Annotated in this window: 14 protein-coding genes; 8 read left to right on the forward strand and 6 right to left on the reverse strand. The window is 45.2% G+C overall.

The features are described 5' to 3' along the window. The first annotated feature begins 23 nt into the window (after positions 1 to 23). From ABIE26_RS18695 to ABIE26_RS18705, 3 genes are all read left to right on the forward strand, one after another. Entirely contained in the window at positions 24 to 2,207 is a 2,184-nt protein-coding gene (locus ABIE26_RS18695; protein WP_310144750.1) for a S46 family peptidase, read from the forward strand. Positions 2,208 to 2,708: 501 nt separating this feature from the next. Further along, complete coding sequence (locus tag ABIE26_RS18700) at positions 2,709 to 3,626, forward strand: SGNH/GDSL hydrolase family protein (protein WP_310144753.1); 918 nt, start codon at positions 2,709 to 2,711, stop codon at positions 3,624 to 3,626. Between the two features lie 12 nt (positions 3,627 to 3,638). Beyond that, complete coding sequence (locus ABIE26_RS18705) at positions 3,639 to 5,072, forward strand: Gfo/Idh/MocA family oxidoreductase (protein WP_310144756.1); 1,434 nt, start codon at positions 3,639 to 3,641, stop codon at positions 5,070 to 5,072. 59 nt (positions 5,073 to 5,131) lie between these two features. On the opposite strand, the gene ABIE26_RS18710 is transcribed toward ABIE26_RS18705, so the two are convergent. From ABIE26_RS18710 to ABIE26_RS18730, 5 genes are all read right to left on the reverse strand, one after another. Next, complete coding sequence (locus ABIE26_RS18710) at positions 5,132 to 6,313, reverse strand: AIR synthase related protein (RefSeq protein WP_310144757.1); 1,182 nt, start codon at positions 6,311 to 6,313, stop codon at positions 5,132 to 5,134. A gap of 86 nt (positions 6,314 to 6,399) precedes the next feature. Further along, complete coding sequence (locus ABIE26_RS18715) at positions 6,400 to 8,586, reverse strand: glutamine synthetase III family protein (RefSeq protein ID WP_310144760.1); 2,187 nt, start codon at positions 8,584 to 8,586, stop codon at positions 6,400 to 6,402. 158 nt (positions 8,587 to 8,744) lie between these two features. Further along, positions 8,745 to 9,647, reverse strand: coding sequence for a hypothetical protein (locus tag ABIE26_RS18720; protein WP_310144763.1), 903 nt, complete (start codon positions 9,645 to 9,647; stop codon positions 8,745 to 8,747). Further along, positions 9,637 to 12,150, reverse strand: coding sequence for a DUF2339 domain-containing protein (locus tag ABIE26_RS18725; protein ID WP_310144767.1), 2,514 nt, complete (start codon positions 12,148 to 12,150; stop codon positions 9,637 to 9,639). The genes ABIE26_RS18720 and ABIE26_RS18725 overlap by 11 nt, the downstream gene beginning before the upstream one ends. Positions 12,151 to 12,202: 52 nt before the next feature. Beyond that, the gene (locus tag ABIE26_RS18730; protein WP_310144769.1) at positions 12,203 to 12,865 is read right to left on the reverse strand and encodes a head GIN domain-containing protein; all 663 of its coding nucleotides are present in this window, start codon (positions 12,863 to 12,865) and stop codon (positions 12,203 to 12,205) included. Positions 12,866 to 13,158: 293 nt separating this feature from the next. Here ABIE26_RS18730 and ABIE26_RS18735 point away from each other — a divergent pair, with 293 nt between their 5' ends. From ABIE26_RS18735 to ABIE26_RS18755, 5 genes are all read left to right on the forward strand, one after another. Beyond that, the gene (locus ABIE26_RS18735) at positions 13,159 to 14,430 is read left to right on the forward strand and encodes an NUMOD1 domain-containing DNA-binding protein (protein ID WP_310144771.1); all 1,272 of its coding nucleotides are present in this window, start codon (positions 13,159 to 13,161) and stop codon (positions 14,428 to 14,430) included. 175 nt (positions 14,431 to 14,605) lie between these two features. After that, positions 14,606 to 15,484 (forward strand): GLPGLI family protein, encoded by an 879-nt coding sequence (locus tag ABIE26_RS18740; protein WP_310144774.1) that lies wholly within the window; start codon positions 14,606 to 14,608, stop codon positions 15,482 to 15,484. Next, positions 15,481 to 18,144 (forward strand): carboxypeptidase-like regulatory domain-containing protein, encoded by a 2,664-nt coding sequence (locus ABIE26_RS18745; protein ID WP_310144776.1) that lies wholly within the window; start codon positions 15,481 to 15,483, stop codon positions 18,142 to 18,144. Before ABIE26_RS18740 ends, ABIE26_RS18745 begins: the two co-directional genes overlap by 4 nt. Before the next feature lie 41 nt (positions 18,145 to 18,185). Further along, complete coding sequence (locus tag ABIE26_RS18750; protein ID WP_310144779.1) at positions 18,186 to 18,557, forward strand: BlaI/MecI/CopY family transcriptional regulator; 372 nt, start codon at positions 18,186 to 18,188, stop codon at positions 18,555 to 18,557. Positions 18,558 to 18,564: 7 nt separating this feature from the next. Next, complete coding sequence (locus tag ABIE26_RS18755; RefSeq protein WP_310144781.1) at positions 18,565 to 19,887, forward strand: M56 family metallopeptidase; 1,323 nt, start codon at positions 18,565 to 18,567, stop codon at positions 19,885 to 19,887. A gap of 12 nt (positions 19,888 to 19,899) precedes the next feature. Here the strand turns inward: ABIE26_RS18755 and purL are convergent, their stop codons facing one another. Continuing rightward, a complete protein-coding gene (gene purL, locus ABIE26_RS18760) occupies positions 19,900 to 23,562 on the reverse strand; it encodes a phosphoribosylformylglycinamidine synthase (RefSeq protein ID WP_409035700.1) in 3,663 nt (1,220 codons plus the stop codon). Positions 23,563 to 23,636 lie beyond the last annotated feature (74 nt).

The following is a 23,636-nucleotide window of genomic DNA, read 5'->3' on the forward strand; positions in this document are numbered from 1 at the left end:
CACACTAACTAATTATGATCAATATGAAAAGAACAGTTTATCTGCTGTTGTGTTTAATGTTACTGTCCTTCTCCCTCAGGCTGAAGGCAGATGAGGGGATGTGGATCCCGATGCTGATAGGTAAAAACTATGAGCAAATGAAAAAGCAAGGCTTTAAGCTTACGGCCAAAGATCTTTACAATGCCAATGGTTCCAGCTTAAAAGATGCAATTGTGCATTTCGGTGGCTTCTGTACCGGTGAGATCGTTTCTGATAAAGGCCTGATCTTTACCAACCACCATTGTGGTTACGATGCGATTGCTTCCAACTCTACGCCGGAAAACAACATCCTTGACAATGGTTTTTATGCAAAGAACTATGGCGAGGAAAAGCCTGTTGCAGGTTTGTTTGTCCGTTTCCTGCAAAGAATGGAAGATGTGACCGCTAAGGTGAATGCCGCTACCAAAGGTTTGACCGGTGCTGAAAAGGATGCTAAAATGACCGAGGTGTTTAATACCATAGCTAAAGCTGCGGTTACAGGCCCTACCATCGAGGCAAACGTAAAGGATTTTTATAAATCCAACCAGTTTATCCTTTTTGTTTACGAGCGTTTTGATGATGTACGCCTTGTAGGTACCCCTCCGCAGAACATTGGTAAATTTGGTGGCGATACCGACAACTGGGAATGGCCGCGCCAGACGGGTGATTTCTCGGTGTTCCGTGTTTATGCTTCTACAGGTAACCAGCCTGCCAAATACAATGTGCAGAACGTACCTTATCAACCTAAGAAATTCCTACCGGTTTCTATCAAAGGCGTAAAGAACGGTGATTTTTCTATCGTTTATGGCTTCCCCGGTCGTACCGACAGGTACCTGACCTCTTACGGGGTAGATCTGGCTACGGAAAAGGTGAGCCCTACTATCGTAAAACTGCGTGACATCCGTTTGAAAGCATGGAAAGCAGAAATGGATAAAGATGTGGCCCTGCGTTTAAAATTATCTTCAAAATACGCACAGATTGCCAATTACTGGAAATATTTCATTGGACAGACCGAGCAACTGAAACGTTTAAAGGTATCGGATGCCAAAAGGACAGAAGAAAAAGCCTTTACCCAATGGGCTGCCCAGAAAACAGAATTTGCAGGCCTGATGGAGCAATACGATCAGATCTATAAACAAATTGATCCGATTTCTGTACAGCGTACTTATATCAACGAAGGCTTTATGGCTTCCCAATGGGCTGCCAATGCCTCTGGAATGGGTAAGGCACTGATTGCTGTGGGCAAGAAAAAAGACGATGCCGCTTATGTGAAACAGGTTCAGGACAATCTGGGCAATGCTTTAGCTGCTTATGAAGAAACTTATAACGAGACAGCTGATAAAAAAATATTCTCGCAGATCCTGGCTTCCTTCTATAAGGATGTACCTGTAAAATCGCAGCCTAAATTCTTTGCGGAGATTGCCGAGAAATACTGGTCGGGCAACCCTGAGGCTACTTTCGACAAGTATGCCAATTACCTCTGGGAGAACAGCAATTTCATCAAACCGGAGAAATTGAAAGCTTTTATTGCTTCGAACCCTTCGGCAGATGCAGTAAACAGTGATCCTGGCTACCAGTATGCACTGAACATCGTACCTGCTGAATACATCAAAACCAATTTTGGTTCGCTGGTGGCAGATTTTGAAAAGAAAAAAGCAGAACTGGATCATTTATACCTGAAAGCCATTTTAGAAAAGAACTCTGGTAAGCTGATGTACCCTGATGCGAACTCGACCATGAGGCTGACTTATGGAAATGTACAGGATTATTCGCCTAAAGATGGAATGGTGTATAAAACCACGACTACCATTGATGGTGTGATGCAGAAATACATTCCGGGCGACAGTGAGTTTGATCTGCCTGCAAACCTGATTGAAAACTACAATAAGAAGAACTTCGGTCAATATGGCAACGATGGTACACTGACTGTAGGTTTCATTACCAATAATGACATTACCGGTGGTAACTCAGGTTCTCCGGTGATCAACGGCAATGGCGAGCTGATTGGTTTGGCTTTCGACGGAAACTGGGAAGCCATGAGTGGTGACATTGCCTTTGACAAGAAATTTAAACGGACTATCTGTGTAGATGTGCGTTATGTACTCTGGTGTATTGATGTGTTGGGCGGAGCCAAAAACATCATCAAGGAACTTGACATCAGGAAAAATGAGGTAAAAGCTAAGAAATAAGCTTGCATTGAGTTTTTGAAAGGCCGCAGATTTGATTTGCGGCCTTTTTTATGGGTTAGGAAAGGGACTTAGGCAATCAGGTAGCCGGTCGAATGCTGCCGACAGCCAAGCTGCGCAAGCCTGACGAAGGCATTCTCTCCGGCATACCGGATTGCTCTTGCGCCCTAACCTATATGGGGTCTAAAAATTACCTTTCTGAAAAATCTAATTATGCGCCTTCATTCTAGCCTCCCTGCTTAACAGAAAAATTACCTTCCAGAAAATCCAATTAGGCGGTTTCATTCTAGCCTCCTTGTTTAACAGAAAAATTACCTTCTCAGAAACGGCCTGGCGTCTTTTTAGTTTTTTCAAAGAAAAAACTGAAATTATGCAGCCGTTGAAGAGAATGGTAATTTTTCCTTTTTCCTTTTTCTTTTTTTAGAATAATATTGCTGAACAAATAGCCAATACTGCTGAACAGATAATCAACCTGGTTTAATTTGAAATCACTATTTTAGTAAGATGAGGATTTTTTCGGCCTGTTTACTGTTTTTATTTTATATAGCAACTGCTGCATTTGCACAGCCTTTTTCGTCAGCTGTAAAGAAGGTCTTGTTCCTGGGGAACAGCATTACTTATGCGGGGCAGTATATTGTTGATGTGGAAACGTATTGGACACTGAATTACCCGGGACAAAAGATTGAATTCATCAATATGGGGCTGCCGAGCGAAACAGTGTCGGGTTTGTCGGAGCCGGGGCATGCAGGCGGTAAATTTGAACGTCCGGATTTGCACGAACGCCTGGACAGGGTGATGAATGTGGTTAAGCCCGACCTGGTTTTTGCCTGCTATGGCATGAATGATGGTATATACCTGCCTTTTGATCAGGGGCGGTTCCAGAAGTTTAAGGATGGCATCAACTGGCTGCATGAGAAATATGCAGCCCAGGGCGTACGGATCATCCATGTTACCCCGCCGGTTTACGACGAAACAAAGGGTGGCAAAGCAGGCTATGCCAAGGTGCTGGACAAGTATTCGGACTGGCTGCTGAAGCAGCGGAAAAGTCAAAAATGGGAAGTAGCTGACCTGCATTACCCTATGAAAAAATACCTGCAGAATGGCATTACACTTGCCAAAGACGGCATACACCCTGCGGAGCTGGGCCATTGGATCATGGCCAAATCGCTGTTGCTGTACCTGGGCGAGAAGCAGATTGCCCCGGCATCTGAGGTGCTGGCCACAATCCAGCATCCTGGGAAAGAAGAGGTTTTCAGACTGGTGGGACAGAAGCAGGCACTGATGAAAGATGCCTGGCTGACTGCTGCTGGGCACAAACGCCCCATGAAGGCCGGCCTGCCTTTGGCAGAGGCGCAGGCTAAAGCTGCTGAAATTGACCGGCAAATTGATATATTGCTGAAGGATAAAAAGACAAACAAATAGAAACGAATAAGGATGAATACAAAAGGTTTTTCAAGACGACATTTTTTGAAGCAGACAGCGCTGTTGTCGGCTGCAGCTGCAATAGCACCCGCTGCGCTGATGGGAATGCGCAAAGGGGACATCAGATTGGCCAGTCCCAATGAACGTGTAAACCTGGCCTGCATTGGCATAGGCAACAGGGGGGCAGAAATTATCCGAGACCTGTATAAAACGGGTCTGGTAAATATTGTGGCCTTGTGTGATGTGGATATGGGGGCCTTACATACACAGGCGGTCTTAAAAGAGTTTCCGGAAGTGCCGCGCTTTCAGGATTTCAGGAAGATGTTTGACAAAATGGGGAACCAGATTGATGCCGTAAGTGTTGGTGTGCCGGATTTTTCACATTTTCCGATCACCATGATGGCTATGGGCCTGGGGAAACATGTCTATGTAGAAAAACCAATGGCGCGTACTTTCAATGAAGTGGAGCTGATGATGAAAGCTGCGCGCAAATACAATAAAGTGGTTACGCAGATGGGTAATCAGGGGCATTCTGAGGCGAATTATTTTCAGTTTAAAGCCTGGAAGGAAGCGGGTATCATTAAAGATGTGACGGCTATAACTGCGCATATGAACTCGCCGCGGCGCTGGCATACCTGGGATGTGGGCATGCGCGCTTTTCCTTCGGCACAGCCGCTTCCGGAAACGCTGGACTGGGACATCTGGCAGATGGCTACCACCGGGCACGATTACAATAAGGATTTTGTAAACGGACAATGGCGCTGCTGGTTTGACCTGGGCATGGGTGCGCTGGGCGACTGGGGTGCACACATCCTGGATACTGCACACGAGTTTCTTGAACTTGGCCTGCCTCATGAGGTCAATGCCGTTAAACTGGATGGACATAACAATTTCTTTTACCCGATGTCATCCACCCTGTGTTTTAAATTTCCAAAACGCGGCAATATGCCAGCGCTGGATATCAACTGGTACGACGGGGTAAATAACCTGCCGCCGATTCCTAATGGCTACGGTGTTTCGGGTTTGGATCCGAACATTCCGCCGCCAAGTACGGGGGCTATTGAGCCGGCAAAGCTAAATCCCGGAAAGATCATTTACAGTAAGGAACTGACTTTTAAGGGCGGATCGCATGGCAGTACACTGTCTATTATTCCTCAGGAAAAAGCTCTGGCTATGGCTGCTTCTTTGCCGGAAGTACCTGTTAGTCCGTCCAATCATTTTAAAAATTTTCTGCAGGCCTGTAAGGGAGAAGAAAAAACAAGATCGCCGTTCGCTGTGGCTGGTCCGCTGAGCCAGGTGTTCTGCTTAGGGGTGCTGGCACAGAAATTAAACACGAAACTGGAATTTGACCGTAAGAAGAAGATCATTACCAATAATAAAACTGCCAATGCTTTGCTGGTTGGTCCGCCACCACGCAAGGGCTGGGAGCAGTATTATAAGGTGTAAAAAGCGAAGGGCGTATCTTTATGAGGATACGCCCTTTTTTATAATGGTAAATTTAATTCTTAAAAATAAGTATAGTTCCCTTTTTCGCTGCTGATGGTCACCTGTTTTTGCGCTGCGCTTTCTACACGGCCAATCACCTGTGCATCGATGTTGAAACTTTTGGAGATGGCAATGATGTCTTCAGCAATGGCAGCAGGCACATAAAGCTCCATGCGGTGCCCCATATTGAATACCTTGTACATTTCTTTCCAATCGGTACCCGATTGCTCCTGGATCAGTTGAAACAGGGGAGGAACGGGGAACAGGTTATCTTTAATGATGTGTACGTTGTTGTTTACGAAATGCAGTACCTTGGTTTGTGCGCCGCCACTGCAATGTACGATACCGTGGATCTGTGGTCTGAATGCTTCCAGCACTTTTTTAATTACGGGCGCATAGGTACGGGTTGGCGACAATACCAGTTTGCCAGCGGTAACTTCGGTGTTTTCGTTGATACGAACTTTATCGGTTAACTTTTTACCGCCAGAGAAGACCAGGTCGAATGGTACCGCAGGGTCATAGCTTTCAGGGTAGGCGCTGGCAACAGATTTATCAAACACGTCATGACGTGCAGAGGTAAGTCCGTTAGAACCCATTCCGCCATTGTATTCTGTTTCGTAGGATGCCTGTCCGAAAGAAGAAAGCCCTACGATCACATCACCAGCCTGGATATTGTCGTTACTGATGACCTTATCACGCTCCATACGGCAGGTAACGGTAGAATCTACAATAATGGTACGTACCAGGTCGCCCACATCGGCAGTCTCGCCGCCTGTGGAATAAATGGAAATGCCCTGTTCGCGCAATTCCGCCAGAATCTCTTCTGTACCATTGATGATGGCAGCAATCACTTCACCCGGAATCAGGTTTTTGTTACGCCCAATGGTAGAGGAGAGCAGGATATTGTCGGTAGCCCCAACACAGATCAGGTCGTCGATGTTCATGATGATCGCATCCTGAGCAATGCCTTTCCATACCGAAATATCGCCTGTTTCTTTCCAGTATACATAAGCCAGGGAAGATTTGGTGCCTGCGCCATCTGCGTGCATGATGTTGCAGAAAGCCTCGTCATTGCCTAAAATATCAGGGATGATCTTACAGAAGGCTTGCGGGAAAATACCTTTATCTATGTTCTTGATGGCCTGGTGCACATCTTCTTTCGAGGCAGAAACGCCACGCTGGTTGTACCTGTTATCACTCATGTTGCTGCAAAGATAAAAAAATAACCCCTGCCAATTCAGACAGAGGTTATAAAAACTAAAAAATAGTTTCAGTATTGAGGTTTGGTCTATTTTAAGAACAATAACTCTCTGAATTTAGGCAGAGGCCATACGCTGTCGTCAACAATCTGCTCTAATTTGTCCGTGTGGTAACGGATGGTATCAAAGTAAGATTTAACTTTCTCGTCATAATTGATGGCTTTTTCGCGGCTATCCTCAATCGCATTCACCTTTTTACGCTGCTCAAGCATGGCATCGATGCTGGTTTTAACCACGTTTAAGTGCTCAGATAGTTTGTTGATGATGGCCAGTGGTGTTGCCAGGGCATCGCCTGATAAACCAAGGTCTTTTAAGCCTTTTGCATTTTCGATCAGCGAGTTCTGGTAAGCAATTGCAGCAGGGATGATCATGCTGTTGGTTACTTCGCCCATTACCCTGGCTTCGATCTGAAGTTTTTTGTAATAGCTTTCCAGCAGGATCTCATGACGTGCATGCAGTTCACGCTCGTTGAAGATGTTTAATTTGGTGAACAGCTCGGTTGTTTTTTCACTTACGTAAGCATCTAAAGCTTTAGGAGTGGTTTTGATGTTCGATAGACCACGTTTTTCAGCTTCTGCAGCCCACTCGTCGCTGTATCCGTTGCCTTCAAAACGGATGTCTTTAGATTCTTTGATGTATTTTTTAAGGATGGTTAAAAGCGCTACGTCTTTTTTCTCGCCTTTTTTGATCAGTTTATCTACTTCAACTTTAAATTTGGTCAGCTGATCTGCAACGATGGTATTCAATACCGTCATAGGTGCAGATGAGTTGGCAGAGGAACCTACAGCCCTTAACTCAAACTTATTGCCAGTGAAGGCAAAAGGAGAAGTACGGTTACGGTCGGTATTGTCCAGCAAAATCTGAGGGATTTTAGGGATACCCAACCATAAAGAATCTTCATTTTTAACTTTTTTGATGATGCTTCTCGAAGATTCGATCTCGTCCAGTACTTCAGCAAGCTGAGAACCCAGGAAGATAGAGATGATGGCCGGTGGCGCTTCGTTTGCACCCAGACGGTGATCGTTGCTTACAGAAGCAATAGAAGCCCTTAACAGATCTGCATGCTCGTGAACCGCTTTGATGGTGTTTACAAAGAAAGTTAAGAACATCAGGTTGTTTTTAGGCGTTTTACCTGGCGACAATAAGTTTTTGCCGGTATCGGTAATTAAAGACCAGTTGTTGTGTTTACCTGAACCGTTGATGCCTGCATATGGTTTTTCATGTAAAAGCACTTTAAAGTTATGTCTTAAAGCAACTTTTTCCATTAAGTCCATCAACAGCTGGTTGTGGTCAATTGCAAGGTTGATCTCTTCGTAAATAGGGGCACACTCAAACTGAGAAGGTGCAACCTCATTGTGACGGGTTTTTAAAGGAATACCCAGTTTCAAGGCTTCATTCTCAAAGTCGACCATGTAGGTAAACACACGCTCAGGAATTGATCCGAAGTAGTGGTCTTCCAATTGTTGTCCTTTGGCCGACATGTGGCCAAATAAAGTACGACCGGTTAAAGCCAAATCCGGACGGGCATTGTATAAAGCAAGGTCAACCAGGAAATACTCCTGTTCGATACCTAAAGATGCATTTACTTTGGTGATGCTTTTATCAAAATACTGGCAAACATCAACAGCAGCTTTATCCATTGCAGCAAGTGCTTTTAATAAAGGTGCTTTATAATCCAGGGCTTCACCGGTATAAGAAACAAATACGGTAGGGATACAAAGCGTTTTACCTGCTTTGCTTTCCATAATGAAAGCCGGAGAAGAAGGGTCCCATGCTGTATAACCGCGTGCTTCGAAAGTGTTGCGGATACCGCCGTTAGGGAAGCTGGAAGCATCAGGCTCTTGCTGAACCAGTGCGCTTCCTGCGAACTTTTCAATTGCACCATCGCCGCTAGGCTCGAAGAATGAATCGTGTTTTTCAGCAGTAGTACCTGTTAAAGGCTGGAACCAGTGGGTGTAGTGTGTAGCACCTTTGCCCATTGCCCAGCTTTTCATGGCCGTAGCAATGTGGTTCGCATCTTCCTGGTTGATCAGTTCACCATGTTCTATTGCAGATACCAGTTTTTCATAAACCTCTTTTGATAAGTAGTCTTTCATCTTTCTCTTATCAAAAACATTCACGCCAAAAAACTCAGAAATTTTAGTCGAAGGAGACTTTACTTCTGGAGAAATTCTTGTTTGTGCCTCTTTTAATGCAATTGTTCTTAAGCTTTTCATTTATTTGTTTAAAGTTTGGTCAAAAATAGGTTTTTTATTGAGAATTTTCAATAAATTATATGCAAAAATACTAAACTGGATAGAATTTCAAAGAAATATTTGATTTTAGAGGCGTTTTGTGGATAAAATGAGATGGATTTTACAGATTTTGTTGAAAATTACCTTTTCTTTTTCTGCATCTCATTTATCATGCGGTAGGACAAATAGCCGATGAATGCAATTAATATCGTTAAAGCACCCCAAATCCAGCTTTTGCTTATAAAAAAGCTGGATTGCTGTTTTGTTAGTGTCTGGGCCGGACTAAAATTCCCGGCCTTGATGAAGGGCAGGTTATTGCTGATGCTGTCATTAAAATAATCCAGGTCGTACCTGGGAAAACTCATGTTTAACCCTCCGGTTTTGATGGTATAGCGTTTATCTTTCTCAAGATAAGCAGTTAAATGCATATTTTCCTGAAAAGCATCAATTTTTTTTACAGTTAATGGGGTATTGTCCTCATTCTCTATGATGAGGTATAGTTTTTTGTACCTGTTTTGACCCGAAAGTTCAATTATGGCGGGTTTACCTGATAAGATCACAAAGCTGAGCATCCTGTTGTAGGGCTCCCTGTTTCTGTTGGGTTTATAATTGGGGTTTGGTTCTGCCAGCCAGGCTTCGCGACGGTAAAAGCGGAACCCTTCGACAGTTAACCTTAATTTATTAACCTGGTAGGCTTTGTCAAACGTCAGGGTGATTAACGATTGTTTGCTGTCTTTTAGCTCCTGTATCTTTACTGTACCCCCGGGTATGCTGCTGTAATGTTTTAAATTAAGGGTGCCTGCGGTATCGGTACTGTCGGTACCTTTTCTGAGCAGCCAGGCAATTTCCCTGTTTTTTTCAAATATCCTGATGTCTGCCAGTTCCTGGCTTTCGGTTTTGGCAATCAGGCCGGGCGTGAGGGCAATATTGTAGAAGCCGCTTTTTGTCACCTGTTCCAGTGAGGCCTGCCATTTAAAGGACTGCCCTTTGCCATTCAGGGCACTTAAAAGCAAGGCTATACCTATATATAATTTATACCTCATCTTCATTGCCTGGTTTGGATGCTGTTTCGATAACTGTATTTTCCTTGTCATTGGCCAGGAGCAGGTTCTTTAAGCGCTGGTACATGAAAGAGATAACCAGTAACAAAACGCCAAGTGAAATAAATGCGGCTATTTTTCCCCCTTCAGACAATCCCCTTAAATCGAATATAAACAATTTGAGCAGGGTAATGGCCAGAATGGTAATGGAGATGATCCGTATATTTTTGGATTTCCATTTCATACCTATATATATACATAGTAAGGCGAAGCATCCCCATAAAATAGCGAAACCGGTTTTATGGGTGTTGCTGATGATGGCGGCAATGCTCTTTTCTTTGCTGTACTGCGACATGACGGTTAAGTGATCCAGTTCTGCACTGGCGATATAAAGGACAATAAAAGCAGCAAACCACTGGAATGCAATTAAGCTTTTTTCTGAGCGGATCTGCTTTTCATTACGGTACAGGGTGTAAAGGCTCCAGGCTGCCAGCACCACCATCAGGTAATGGAACAGGTAGTTGTTCAGACCGGAAGTCTGGCTTTCCAGGTAACTGTCCCTTAAAAAGATGGTCTCGGTATTGAAAAGCAGCGGATAGCAGATGAGGCAGACTGCGGCAAGTGCAGCTACCACAAATCTGAATTCTTCTTTCTCTGCATTGCGGACCGCAATAAGCAGTATGGTGATGAATAAATAGCTGTAACAGGCCAGCGCCAATACCCTTAACAAGGGGAAGTAATTATAGGCCTGGTGGTTGAGCTCAAAAGCAATGACCAGGTAACCGATAAGTACTACCGCCACGGCGAGGATAGTTCTGGAGGTTTTAACCTCGCGGAAAAGAATGGACCTGATCTCTTTTTTAAGCAGGGTTGAGTAAAGGATCAGTCCTGCGACAGCCACCAGTCCGGTAATAAAGCCTTTGTTCGCAATAGGGTACAAGCGGTTTGTGGTGTTGTAAACGCTGCTTCCATAAACCTGCTGCCAGTCCATAACCAGGCTGATGCCCATGAGTACCAATACAATTACCGAGGATTGTTTGATGAGGGTGATGCCCGATTTTTGTGAAAGCCAGAGCAACAGGACACTTTCGGCTGTCCAGAACAAGGTGATCTGGTTGCCTTTGAGCTGTACCGGGGCGGCCAGACTGATAAAAGTAAGCACCAGGCCGATCAGCAGATAGATCAGGTTCCTGTCAATCTTATCATTCTTAAACAGGGCATAGGCAAATATCAGGTTTACCACACCAATGAGCGCGGTAAACAGACCGCGGTAGTCGCCACCCCCAATATGGTTGAGCACCAGCATGCCTGCAGCATAATATAAAAAGGTATTGCTAAGTAAAATGCCGATCTCGAATGCATTGAATTCTGTTTTCTCTTTAATGTTGTTGATGATATTCATGAGCAGGAATACCAGGTAAAATAAAGAGGCAAATACGAGCGCCCCGGCATATGGCGGGGTTTTGCTGTCGGCATCCAGCACTTTGCTGTACAGCCATCCGCCATAGAGGATCAGTGTAAATACATAACATACGATATTGATGGCCGGCCATTTTTTATAGTAGGCCAGTATCAGCATGCCTATATTCAATATCAGTATATAAGTAAAGAGTACAACGTAATTGCCTTCGCCGGTACTTACCATAAATGGTGCACCAAAACCACCCAGTATGGCAAACAGGGCCAGCTCCATGCGGTTGTAGCTGATGGAGAGCAGGACTGTAAAACTGGTAATGAGGATGGTAAGGATGAAAGCGAGGGTTTGACTAAAAAGCTGGTACTGATGGAAGCCTATGGTAACTGTAAAATAAAGGATGGCCACACCGCCCCCAACCAGCACAGAGCTGAAGGTGGCAAATGATTTTCGTAGTTTGTGCGCCAGGCCAATTAAAATGCCCCCGCAGATGAAACCGATGCTTACACGGCCAATTTCGTTGATCCAGTCTTTATCGATTGCATACTTGAGGAAAAAGCCCATGCCCAGTACCAGGATCACAATACCTATTTTATTGAACAGGTTTTCGCCGATGAACTTCTCCAGATCAGGATTACGTTCGCTGAAAGAAGGTTTTGCCGCCTGAACCGGAGGAACGAATTGAGGTTGCATAGCTGCTGCGACAGGTGCTTCTGCAGGTTTAGGCGGTTCTGTAATTGCCTGCTGCCGGGCAATGGCCTCAACTTCGGGTTCGGGGGCGGTGATTTCTTCTGCCGGCTGCAAAATGCTTTCCTGCGGTTCAGGAACAACAGACGCTTCCGGTTGTACAATATCCTTTGGCTGATAAGCAGTAAAGGGTTTAAATGTTTCTGGCTGAATTATTGGTTGTTCAGCAGCTTTTTGTTCAGGTTCAGCCGGAAGTGAATGGGCTTCTTTTTTTGCCAGCTGGGCCGACAGGTGTTCGATCTTTAGATATAGAAATTCAAGCTTTTCTGTTAAGTTCTTTCTCAGTTGCAGGACAATAATGAGCAGAATAATGACGAGAATAAATATAACCGTTTCTAGAAACATAGGGGTCAGATGTTAGGTTTAGGATTTAAAGGTAGTAAAATCCCAAACCTTTTTACAGCTTATTTACCCCGCCGGTGCCAATTACTGTTTTCTGTATTTCGGGTGATCCGAGGTAATTGATGTGTCCTGATCCACTAATGAAAGCCTTTATTTTCTTGCTGCAGCTGATGTTGATATTGCCTTTTCCGCTGATGCGGGCCGAAAGCTCGTCAACCTCAAGGGCTTTGGTGCCAAAGGTGCAGGGGCCGCTTAAAGTAACACTTGCTTCAGTCGCTGTTCCTTCAACCAGCGCTTTACCTGAACCGCTTACAATAGCTTCGATCTCATCGGCAGCTATATTTGCCCTGATGCTGCCCGAGCCACTTAAGGTAAGGTTGAAGTTGTTTGTCTTAATTGTTCCTGATACCACAATACTGCCATCGCCGCTCATGGTCAGTGCGCTCAGCTGCTTTGCATTTACATAGGCCGTTATTTTTTTGTTCTCATATTTTTTTGCCCAGCTGATCCAGCTGGTCTTTGGCCGGATCACCAGTGTGCTGCCTTTCACTTCGGCAACCAGGGTAGAAATTGCTTCTGCATCGCCTTCAAACCTCAGGCTTTCTGTACTGCCCATTTTAATGATGACCTGGATGGGACCGCCGGCTACCACATTGTCGAAATTTTTTACTGTCCTTTCATCCGATATTGGTCTGGAATTGTATGTTAAAGTCGTCATTGCAGCGAGAGGTTTTGTGAAAAAAGACAAAAACAGGAGGGCAAAAAAGGAGAATGAAAGTAACTTTTTCATGATGATTGATATAATAGTGTTAAAAATTATACGATTTTATGGAATTGACAGTTATTAGACGAAAGAATGGAAAGATTGTTGCATATACTTGACGAAATATTTTGTTATGCGTACCTTGACAATTATTTTTGACAGATAAGGTATTAAGTGTGACAATTTACTTTTTATTTTAGCGTTAATAATATTAAACGTAACTATTTAACCTCTTAATATAAATTTATATGCACGAGCAAAATTACCCGTATCAGCAATTGTCACTTGATGATCTTAACGGAGAACTATGGAAGGATATTCCCGGCCATGAAGGGTATTATATGATCTCCAACTTTGGCAGAATTAAACGACTTGAACGCGGCGGGGTAGATAAAAGAAAGGTTACCTATATTATCAAGCCCCTGATTTTGAAGCCTACCGTTCATCGTTCGCTGAACACTACAACCGGCGATTACCGCTGTTTACTGCGCATCGGCATCCTAAGGGATAGCAAAATTTATACTTATAGTCCGGCGCGCCTGGTTTATTATTCTTTTGTAGAAAAGTTTGAACTGGCCAACAAAGAGCTGTTTGTTTTATACAAGGATGGCGACGGACTAAACCTGCGTCCTGAAAACCTGATGCTTGGCACCCAGAAAGACAAAGCAGCCCTGATGGATGCTGCCGGCAGGAGGGGACAGGCACAGCGCATGACGGCCAAAAAAAGGGAACAGTACCAGAAAAAGATTGTACGCTCTACCAAGCAAAAGGGAGTGAACGAGGTAAGCCGTTACTCGCTTACCGGGCAATTACTGGAGACTTATCCGGGCACCAAGGCAGCAGCGACCGCCATGGGGCTGAGTGCATCGCACATCTCTTCGGCTTTAAGGGGTAACATTCGTATGCTTACGGCGGGCGGATATTTGTGGAGGTACGGAAAAGACCCTTATGTGGACGTAAGGCCTATCCTGGAGAAACGCTGGCAGTACCCTTCACCATTTGCTACCCTGCAAAAGAATATCGGGCAGTATAACCTGGAAGGAGAACTGATCAATGCGTACAGCTCTGTTAAGGAAGCGGCCAAAGCGGTAAATGTAAGGCCGCAGAACATACACCGCGCCATCAGCGGCAAAGCCTTTACCTCGGCGGGCTTTATCTGGAAAGAAAGTACCAAGGCCAAAATTTCCGTAAAGTCTCTAAGAAATCAGGTGGGTGTCTCTCAAATGGCCTATCTGCCCGAAGATAAACAGGTGTCTCAGTACGACTTTGATGGTAAATGGATTAAAACCTACGCCACAGCAGCGGAGGCATCGAGGGTTACAGGCATTGCTGAAGGCGATATTTATAGCGTCGTAAACAATTACCGTAAAATTACTGCCGGAGGGTTTTTATGGAGAAGAGGCTCTGCGCTCAGGTTAAATGTAAATACCCTGCGTAAACATCCGCATTACGACCGTTCTGCTTTGGCAAGGCACATGAAGAAAAAGAAGATGATGAACCTCGTTGCAGAGGAAAGCTAGTATGATAGGCCCGGACTTCTTCCGGGCTTTTTTTTGACCTGTCATTTCCGTATTACCGATTGTTTGTCTAATTATTTAGACAAAATTTTTCAATTCGCTTGTTTGTCTAAAAATATAGACGTAGATTGGCTGTAACAATGGCTGTTGAGCCAGATCAACCTTTAAAAACAGGCAGATGATGAAAAGACTATTGACTATTATTGGTGTATGCGCCGGCATTTCAGCATCGGCGCAGGGATTTTTGGGTAAAAATACGGGGCGTGTGCAAAAAACAATTGATACCGCTTCTTTACGTTGTTACTACCTGTTCAGTAAAAAAATGGAAGGGGAAGACAAAGCCCATCGTGCGGATACGATGGTGCTCGACATCGGCCCTGCTGTATCTAAATTCTATGACCCGGCCAGGCTGGGCAGGGATTCTATGCTGAATGCAAAGCTGGCAAGTATAGACCCGCAAACCATTAAATCTGTAAATGTATATAAAAGTGATTCCGGCAAAGACTTTTCCAGCATGCCGGGATCTACCTATACCGGTACATTGGAAGGAGAAAGTTACCAGATCATTAAAGATAAAAGGACGCAAAAGATCACCGTACTGGATTATATTGATGCCATTGGCGACCGCTTTAAATATGAAGATGAAGCGGCTGCATTGCCCTGGAAAATTTTAAATGAAACAGATACCGTAGCGGGTTATACCTGCCAGAAAGCCACCTTAAGTTTCAGGGGAAGGGAGTATACGGCATGGTTCGCAGCCGATGTTCCGGTACCTGATGGTCCCTGGAAATTCTGGGGCTTACCGGGACTGATCTTAAAGGCTGAGGATACCAAAGGGATGTTTGCTTTCCACATGATTGGTTTACAGCAATTGTCAAAATCAGCCCCGCTGCCCATAAAGATTGACGACAGCAAGAGCATAAAATGTACCCGCGCTGAGTTTGAGCAGCAGAAAAAGAAGCAGGGTGGGGGCATGCTCATTAATGTAAATGGGGGTGCAGTAATCATTGCACAGGCGCCACGTAAAACCGGCTACGCTCCAATGGAAACGGAATGAAGCGGTTCCTGGTTTTTATGTTTTGCCTGCAGGTCTTTTTTGTGAAAGGGCAGACCGGCATCCAGGGCCTGGTGCAGCACAAAGCGGATGGGAAAGTCCTGACTGGGGTAAATGTGACCGTAAAGGAAAAGCATGCCGCATCCATATTGGTTTATGCACTTACCAATCAGAAAGGTGAGTATAAACTGAACTTTAACAGCAAGGCCGATAGTGTGGTAGTTACCGTTTCGGGCCTTGGCTTTAAAAAGCTGGTGCAGACGATAACCAATAAAAGCGGTACGCATCATTTTAGCCTGGATGCAGAAGTGATCAGGTTAAAAGAAGTCAAGATCAATCCGCCCAAAATCCGTAAGCTAAACGATACCCTGAATTACCTGGTAGATGGCTTTGCGGATAAAAACGATCGTACCATAGGGGATGTGCTTAAAAAGATGCCTGGAATAAGGGTAGCCGACGATGGCTCCATAACGTACAACAATAAGCCCATCAACCGCTTTTATATTGAAAACCTGGACCTGCTGAAAGGGCGTTATGGTATTGCCACCAATAATGTGGAAGCGAAGGATGTGGCCACGGTTCAGGTGCTGGAAAACCACCAGCCGGTAAAAGCGCTTAAAGACCGGGAGTTTACCGATGAAGCAGCCATCAATTTAAAACTGAAAGACGGTGCAAAGGGTGTGCTGACGGCAAATACCCAGCTTGGTACGGGGCTGTCACCCTTTTTATGGAACAACGAGCTGACCTCTACTTACTTTAACAAGGGCAGGCAAAACATCAATACCTACAAGGGGAACAACACCGGAAATGACGCAGGAGCAGAATTGAAGTCGTACTACCCCGGTGACAACCAGCTGAGTCCATACAGTGCTTTGGTCTTGCAATCGCCTTCAGCCCCGCCCATCAGTCAGAAGCGTTACCTGTACAACCGGGCCAATGCGGCTTCTGTTAACAATTTATGGAGCCTGGGCAAAGATTATCAGCTCAATGCCAATGTCATCTATTTAAACGACAGGCAGGAAAAGGAGAACTTTTCCCGGTCTGTTTATTATCTGCCTGCCGATAGCATACTGAGCATTGAAGAAAACCTGGCGGCTACCGCTCATACGGATTTGCTGGAAACGGCGCTGCAGCTGAACAGGAATACAGAAAGATATTACCTGGACAATGCCTTCCGGTTTTCAGGGAAATGGGACCGGGGATCGGGGATCTCCGGCAGTGGAGTGCTTGCAGAGCATTTACTGAATAATATCTTTCAGGGTTTAAAACAGCCTGTGTTTAAGGTAGACAATGCCTTTAGTCTCATCAGGAATTACAAACAGCTGAGTTTAAAAATGTACAGCTACAATGGTTACAGCAGTACCGACCAGCAACTCAATGTGGAGCCTTTTCTGTATGATGCATTGTTCAGCAATCCCGCGGGCTTAACCGCGTTGAGGCAATCGGTTGGGCAGCGGCAGTTTTCTTCTGCAAACCGCCTTAGCCTGGGGCTAACACAGGGAAGCTGGAAACAGAGCTATACGCTTGCTGCAAATCTTAACCTGCAGCAGCTAAACACACAATTGCAGGGACAGGAAACTTCAGGCAATTTTACGCAGGTAGTAGATTCTTTAAGTAACGGCCTGACCTGGAATAAATACAGCTTTTCTTTTCAGCCCGATTATACCTATGCAAAAGATAAAATTAAAGTAACGCTACAACTGCCATTGGTATACAACTACCTGTACAGAAGCAATGACAACGGGAATGAGATGGAAAGGCAGATCAGCAGGTTATTCTTTAATCCCGGTATCAACATCAGGTATGAGCTGAATTTGTTCTGGAATATGACTGCAGCAGCCAGTTACAACAATGAGCAGGGGGGGATTGAAAATGGCTTTACGGGTTACATGATGCAATCGTACCGCAACTTGCAGCGGAATGAGGGGCAACTGTCTGAGCAGAAAAATCAATCTTATTCCCTCGATTTTGGTTACCGTCATCCCCTGCATGCCCTATTTTTTAACCTGGGTTTAAGGCATGGCCGGAGCAGTATGAATTTGCTGTACGGTTATGTTTATCAGGATATACTGAGCTTCAAAAGGGCCTATTTTATTCCTAATGAAAGTAGCAGGTACAGTATTTATGCCCGGGTTAGTAAGGGGATAGATGCTCTTGCTTCAACACTTAGTCTGGATGCCGATTACAGCAGCAGTTCGGCATCGCAGATCAGTCAGGATAAGGTCATTGATTTTACGGGCGAAAATTTTAACCTGCGGCCGTCGATATCTTCTAAATTGGGCAAATGGGCCAGCTTATCCTATACTTTTCAGTATGCACAGAGCAGGAATAAAGTAAGGAATAACGTGGATGGCTTTAGGCCGATCAACAGCAGCAGGCAGCAGGCGCAGTTGAATTTTTTTCCGGCCAAAGCCCTGACCATTAACCTGGGCTATGAGAATTTTTACAACAGTGCGATTGTTTCGGGGAGCAGGACCATGAATTTTGCAGATATGGGCATGCGTTATGTCTTTAAAAAGATAGAGTTCAGTGCAGAATATACCAATGTATTTGATACCCGGCAGTACATTGCGGCCGCTTACAACGAGATCAGCACTTTTTATTCTGTTTATAACCTGCGGCCGGCCCAGCTTTTACTCAAACTGCGTTTTAAAATCAGGTAGCGGTTTTTAATCTATGAAATTTTCATACATTTATTAAGAAAATGGTACAATTAACAAAAGCGGAAGAGCAGATTATGCAGGTGCTGTGGACCCTGGGTGAGGGTACGGTACAGGATATACGTGAGAAAATGGAAGAGCCCAGGGCTGCACGGACTACCGTTGCAACGGTACTGAGCATTTTGGAAAACAAGGGCTTTGTGAAACACAATAGTATTGGGCGTACCAATGTGTACCTACCGGCCATTGCAAAAGAGGCTTACTCAAAAACACAATTGTTCGGTTTGCTGAAGAATTATTTTAACGATTCTTTTTCTTCCATGGCCTCTTTTTTTGCAAAGGAAAGCAATTATACCGTGGAGGAACTGGACCGGCTGATTAGGGATACCAAAGAAGAACTGAAAAAAGAAAAATAAGGATGTTATGGAAGCACTGGCTATTTACTTTCTGAAATCGGCCTTATACATGGCTTTGTTTACCGGTGTATACTGGCTTTTTTTAAGGAACGAAACCTTTTACAGGTTTAACCGTATTTTTTTATTGAGTGGTCTGAGCTGCTCGGTTCTGCTGCCGCTTTATACTTTTACATACGAGATAAAGCTGATGCCTATGGAAACTGCTGTAACGGATGTTGCTCCGGTTGTGCTGGCGATGCCTGATCGTTTCAACTGGACAAGCCTGTTGCTGATGGTTTATATTGCGGGGGGCTGCTTTTTGCTGCTTCGCCACATCATTGGATTGTACAAAATAAGAAAAACTGCATTAACGCATAAATATACCTTGTTAAAGGGTTGCCTGATTGTTGAAACCCCGGTATTCCGCTCTTCTTTTTCGGTATTCAATTGCATCATCATCAACAGTTCGGCAGATACTTCGGCTGCGGAGAAAAAACTGATCCTTGAGCATGAGCTGGCGCATGTGGAGCAGCGCCATTGGGCAGATCTGCTGATCTGCCAGTTGTTCTGTACTTTTCAATGGTTCAACCCTCTGGCCTGGATATACCTGAACCTGGTTAAACAGAACCATGAGTACCTGGCCGATCAGGCAGTATTGGAGCAGGGGAATTCAGCTGCGGTTTATCGCGCTGCCCTTATTAACCATGGCCTGGGGGTTCCGGTGTTTGCGCTGGCCAGTTCTTTTTCGCGTTACGATCATTTGAAACGGGTTAACATGATGATGAAACCGGCTTCTGCAAGGGTAAGGAAATTTTCGGTGCTGCTGATGTTACCTGCTATTGCCCTTTTTTTATGGGCCTTTGCTGAGCCCCAATTTATTGTGGAACAGCAGATCGTAAAGGAAAAACGAAAAGAAAACAAACAGCAGAAACCTGCCAAAGGACCAAAGTTTGTCAATGAAAAGCCTGTTATGGCCAACGAACAACAGGGCAGTTCCGTCATCATTAAAAATAGGCCGGTAAGGAAGAAACCGGTTTTGTGGCAAAAAGAATATGAAAAAACGGTACAGCCCACTGCTGCTCCCGATTCTGCGGAGAAGCGCGGAGTGCAATCTTCTTTTGTGCTGAACGGCTTGCCGGCAAAATCTCAGCCCTTAATGTTGCTGGATGGAATAGAATTTCATGCGGGGCTGGCCAGTATCAAACCTGAAGAGATCGAGGCAATTCATGTATTAAAGGGCGCAACGGCTTTAGCTGAATATGGAGAACGGGGCAGGAACGGGGTAATCCGGATCACATCAAAAAAGTCCGGCCTTCTGATGAAAACCGGACTTGACAGTCGTACTGACTAAATATCCTTAAGCTTATTGCTGCTCAATCCATTTGCGGGCATTTACAAAGGCCTCCATCCATGGCGAAACTTCGTCTTTACGTCCTTGCGGATAGTTGGCCCAGTGCCATTGGAACAGGGAGCGTTCGATGTGCGGCATCATCACCAGGTGACGTCCTGATTCATCGCACATCATAGCTGTATTGTAGTCGGATCCATTCGGGCTGGCCGGATAGTTTTCGTAAGCATATTTGGCAACGATGCGGTACTTGTCTTCTGCATAAGGCAACTGGAAACGACCTTCACCATGTGAAACCCATACCCCCAGTGTGCTTCCTGCCAGTGTAGACAACATTACTGAATTGTTTTCTGCCAGGGTAAGAGAAGTAAAGATACTTTCGTGCTTATGGCTTTCATTGTGCAGCATTTTAGGTTTTTCGGCATGGTCCCTGTTGATCAGGCCCAGCTCTATGAACAACTGACAGCCATTGCATATCCCAACAGAAAGGGTGTCTGGCCGGTTAAAGAAATTTTCAAGTGCTACCCTGGCTTTTTCATTGTACATAAATGCACCTGCCCAGCCTTTGGCCGATCCGAGAACATCGGAGTTGGAGAAACCACCAACTGCACCAATGAAACGGATGTCTTCCAGGGTTTCCCTGCCCGAGATCAGGTCGGTCATGTGCACGTCTTTTACATCAAAACCGGCAAGGTACATGGCATTGGCCAGTTCGCGTTCTGAGTTGCTTCCTTTTTCGCGGATGATGGCAGCTTTTGGTCTTGGTTTCGAAGCATCGATAACCGGTTTTTTACCGTCAAACTGCGCTGGGAATTTGTATTTTAATACCTGGTGTTTGTAGTTGTCGTAACGCTCTTTGGCTTTAACCGGCCCGCTTTGTTTTTTATCCAGCAGGTAAGAGGTCTTGAACCATACATCACGCAGGTGGTCAATGTCAAAATTTAAGGTTTCGGCTGTACCGTTTTTAATGGTTAAAGTAGCTATGCTGCTTACCTCACCAATTTTATGACAGCTGATGCCTTTTGCGGCAAAGCTGGCTTCAACAGCTGCGTCTGCCTGGAATACAATACCAATATTCTCTGCAAACAGGAGCTTGATGCTGTCTTGTTCGCCTAATGCAGAAAGATCCAGGGTGGCGCCCAGGTCGCGGTCGGCAAAGCACATTTCCAGGAAGGTGGTAATTAAACCGCCGCTGCCGATATCATGTCCGGCCTGCACCTTACCTTCTTTTATGAGCTGCTGAAGCGTATCGAATGCCGTTTTAAGCTGTGCGGCATCTTTCACGTCAGGTGTTTCATTGCCAATCCGGTTCAGGATTTGCGCAAAAGAAGATCCACCCAGTTTATAGTTGTCGGAAGAGAGGTTGATGTAATAGATAGCACCGCCATTTTTTTGCAGTACAGGTTCAACCACCTGGGTAATGTTGTTACAGTTGCCAGCTGCAGAAATGATTACAGTACCCGGGGCTATGACCTCATCATTTTTGTATTTCTGCTTCATCGACAGGGAATCTTTACCTGTAGGGATATTGATGCCCAGGCTGATGGCAAAATCAGAGCAGGCTTTTACAGCTTCGTATAAGCGGGCATCTTCACCTTCGTTTTTACAGGCCCACATCCAGTTGGCCGAAAGTGAAACGCTTTTTAATCCATCTTTTAATGGTGCCCAAACCAGGTTGGTCAGGGATTCTGCAATGGCTATGCGGCTTCCTGCTGCGGCATCAATTAAGGCCGACAGGGGTGCATGACCAATGGAAGTAGCGATACCTTCTTTGCCCTGGAAATCCAAAGCCATTACACCGCAATTGTTTAAAGGCAGTTGCAGCGGGCCTGCGCATTGCTGCTTGGCAACCCGGCCGCCCACACAGCGGTCTACCTTGTTTGTAAGCCAGTCTTTTGCTGCTACAGCTTCCAGCTGCAATACCTGCTCCAGGTATTCCTGCAGTTTACCTGCATCGTATGTTACCGGCTGGTATTCCCTGTTTATGGTTTTGTCTTCCATCACCATTTTCGGCGAGCTGCCAAACATGTCTTTCAATTCCAGGTCCATCGGCTTGATGCCAGTGCTGGCCGATTCAAAAGTAAAACGATGATCGCCGCTAACGGTTCCTACAGTATACATAGGAGAGCGCTCGCGGTCGGCAATTTTCTGTAAGGTGTCTATGTGCTGCTGGCTGATCACCAATCCCATACGCTCCTGAGATTCGTTGCCGATGATCTCTTTGGCGGAAAGGGTAGGGTCGCCTACAGGCAGTTTATCGAGGTCTATTTTACCGCCGGTCTCTTCAACCAGCTCAGAAAGACAGTTTAAGTGGCCGCCTGCGCCGTGGTCGTGTATAGAAATGATGGTATTGGTTTCGCTTTCTACCATTCCACGCACTGCGTTGGCTGCTCTTTTCTGCATTTCGGGGTTTGAGCGCTGGATGGCGTTGAGCTCAATGCCGGTACCAAAGGCACCGGTATCGGCAGAGGAAACTGCAGCACCGCCCATTCCAATTCTGTAGTTTTCGCCACCCAGGATAACGATCTTATCGCCTTCGGCAGGTTTGTGTTTTTGTGCCTGACTGGCCTTGCCATAACCTACGCCACCCGCCAGCATGATCACTTTATCGAAACCAAGCTTACGGTTGTTTTCTTCGTGTTCGAAGGTGAGTACCGACCCGGTAATGAGGGGCTGGCCAAATTTGTTCCCGAAATCGGTAGCTCCGTTAGAAGCTTTGATCAGGATGTCCATTGGCGTCTGGTACAGCCATTGTCTTTCTTCTACGCCTTTTTCCCATGGACGGTTTTCTTCCAGGCGTGATAAAGCAGTCATATATACCGCGGTACCTGCAAGCGGCAAAGCGCCTTGTCCGCCTGCCAGCCTGTCCCTGATCTCGCCGCCTGATCCTGTTGCTGCACCATTAAATGGCTCTACAGTGGTTGGGAAGTTATGGGTTTCGGCTTTTACCGAGATTACCGATTCAAAATCGCTCAGGGCGTAGTAATCGGGTACATCCGCACGTTTAGGTGCAAACTGCTGTACTTTTGGCCCTTTAATAAAGGCTACATTGTCTTTATAAGCCGATACTATATCGTTAGGGTTTTCTTCTGAAGTTTTACGGATCAGTTTAAAAAGGGAGGTTGGCTGTTCAACGCCATCAATTACAAATTTTCCGTTAAATATTTTGTGGCGGCAGTGCTCAGAGTTTACCTGCGAGAAGCCGAATACTTCTGAGTCGGTAAGTGCCCTGCCCAGTCTTGCTGAAAGGTCATTTAAGTAAGCAACTTCTTCATCGCTCAAGGCAAGGCCTTCCTGTTTGTTATAGGCTGCAATGTCGGTAACCTCAAGGATGGGCTCGGGCTGTATATTGATGGTGTACAGGTCCTGGTCCAGTTTATTGTATTTTTGGGAGAGCATAGGATCGTAGTCGGAAGCATTTTCTTCCACTTTGTGGAACTCTTCGATACGGATGATGCCCTGGATGTCCATGTTCTGTGTAATTTCTACCGCATTGGTGCTCCATGGGGTCACCATTGCTGCGCGGGGCCCAACAAAAAAATCATTTAATGTAGTTTCCTGTTGCAGTTTTGCGCCGCCAAATAACCATTCTAGTTTTTTAATATCAGTAGTGCTCAGTTCCCGTTCTGTTTGTAATGCGAAAACTGTTTTGGATTGGCTGGAAAAGAAATAAATCATGCTTTTTTTTTGAAGATGCAAATTTAGCGTTAAAATTTTAAAAGCCCTATTATAGAATGAATAAATTCCCCAAT

The organism is Pedobacter africanus, assembly GCF_040548825.1.
Taxonomy (GTDB): domain Bacteria; phylum Bacteroidota; class Bacteroidia; order Sphingobacteriales; family Sphingobacteriaceae; genus Pedobacter; species Pedobacter africanus_A.

Excerpts from the sequence above, each read along its gene's own strand:
- ABIE26_RS18695 (WP_310144750.1), top strand. The coding sequence starts at position 24 with ATGAAAAGAACAGTTTATCTGCTGTTGTGTTTAATGTTACTGTCCTTC.
- ABIE26_RS18700 (WP_310144753.1), top strand. The coding sequence starts at position 2,709 with ATGAGGATTTTTTCGGCCTGTTTACTGTTTTTATTTTATATAGCAACT.
- ABIE26_RS18705 (WP_310144756.1), top strand. The coding sequence starts at position 3,639 with ATGAATACAAAAGGTTTTTCAAGACGACATTTTTTGAAGCAGACAGCG.
- ABIE26_RS18710 (WP_310144757.1), bottom strand. The coding sequence starts at position 6,313 with ATGAGTGATAACAGGTACAACCAGCGTGGCGTTTCTGCCTCGAAAGAA.
- ABIE26_RS18715 (WP_310144760.1), bottom strand. The coding sequence starts at position 8,586 with ATGAAAAGCTTAAGAACAATTGCATTAAAAGAGGCACAAACAAGAATT.
- ABIE26_RS18720 (WP_310144763.1), bottom strand. The coding sequence starts at position 9,647 with ATGAGGTATAAATTATATATAGGTATAGCCTTGCTTTTAAGTGCCCTG.
- ABIE26_RS18725 (WP_310144767.1), bottom strand. The coding sequence starts at position 12,150 with ATGTTTCTAGAAACGGTTATATTTATTCTCGTCATTATTCTGCTCATT.
- ABIE26_RS18730 (WP_310144769.1), bottom strand. The coding sequence starts at position 12,865 with ATGACGACTTTAACATACAATTCCAGACCAATATCGGATGAAAGGACA.
- ABIE26_RS18735 (WP_310144771.1), top strand. The coding sequence starts at position 13,159 with ATGCACGAGCAAAATTACCCGTATCAGCAATTGTCACTTGATGATCTT.
- ABIE26_RS18740 (WP_310144774.1), top strand. The coding sequence starts at position 14,606 with ATGATGAAAAGACTATTGACTATTATTGGTGTATGCGCCGGCATTTCA.
- ABIE26_RS18745 (WP_310144776.1), top strand. The coding sequence starts at position 15,481 with ATGAAGCGGTTCCTGGTTTTTATGTTTTGCCTGCAGGTCTTTTTTGTG.
- ABIE26_RS18750 (WP_310144779.1), top strand. The coding sequence starts at position 18,186 with ATGGTACAATTAACAAAAGCGGAAGAGCAGATTATGCAGGTGCTGTGG.
- ABIE26_RS18755 (WP_310144781.1), top strand. The coding sequence starts at position 18,565 with ATGGAAGCACTGGCTATTTACTTTCTGAAATCGGCCTTATACATGGCT.
- purL (WP_409035700.1), bottom strand. The coding sequence starts at position 23,562 with ATGATTTATTTCTTTTCCAGCCAATCCAAAACAGTTTTCGCATTACAA.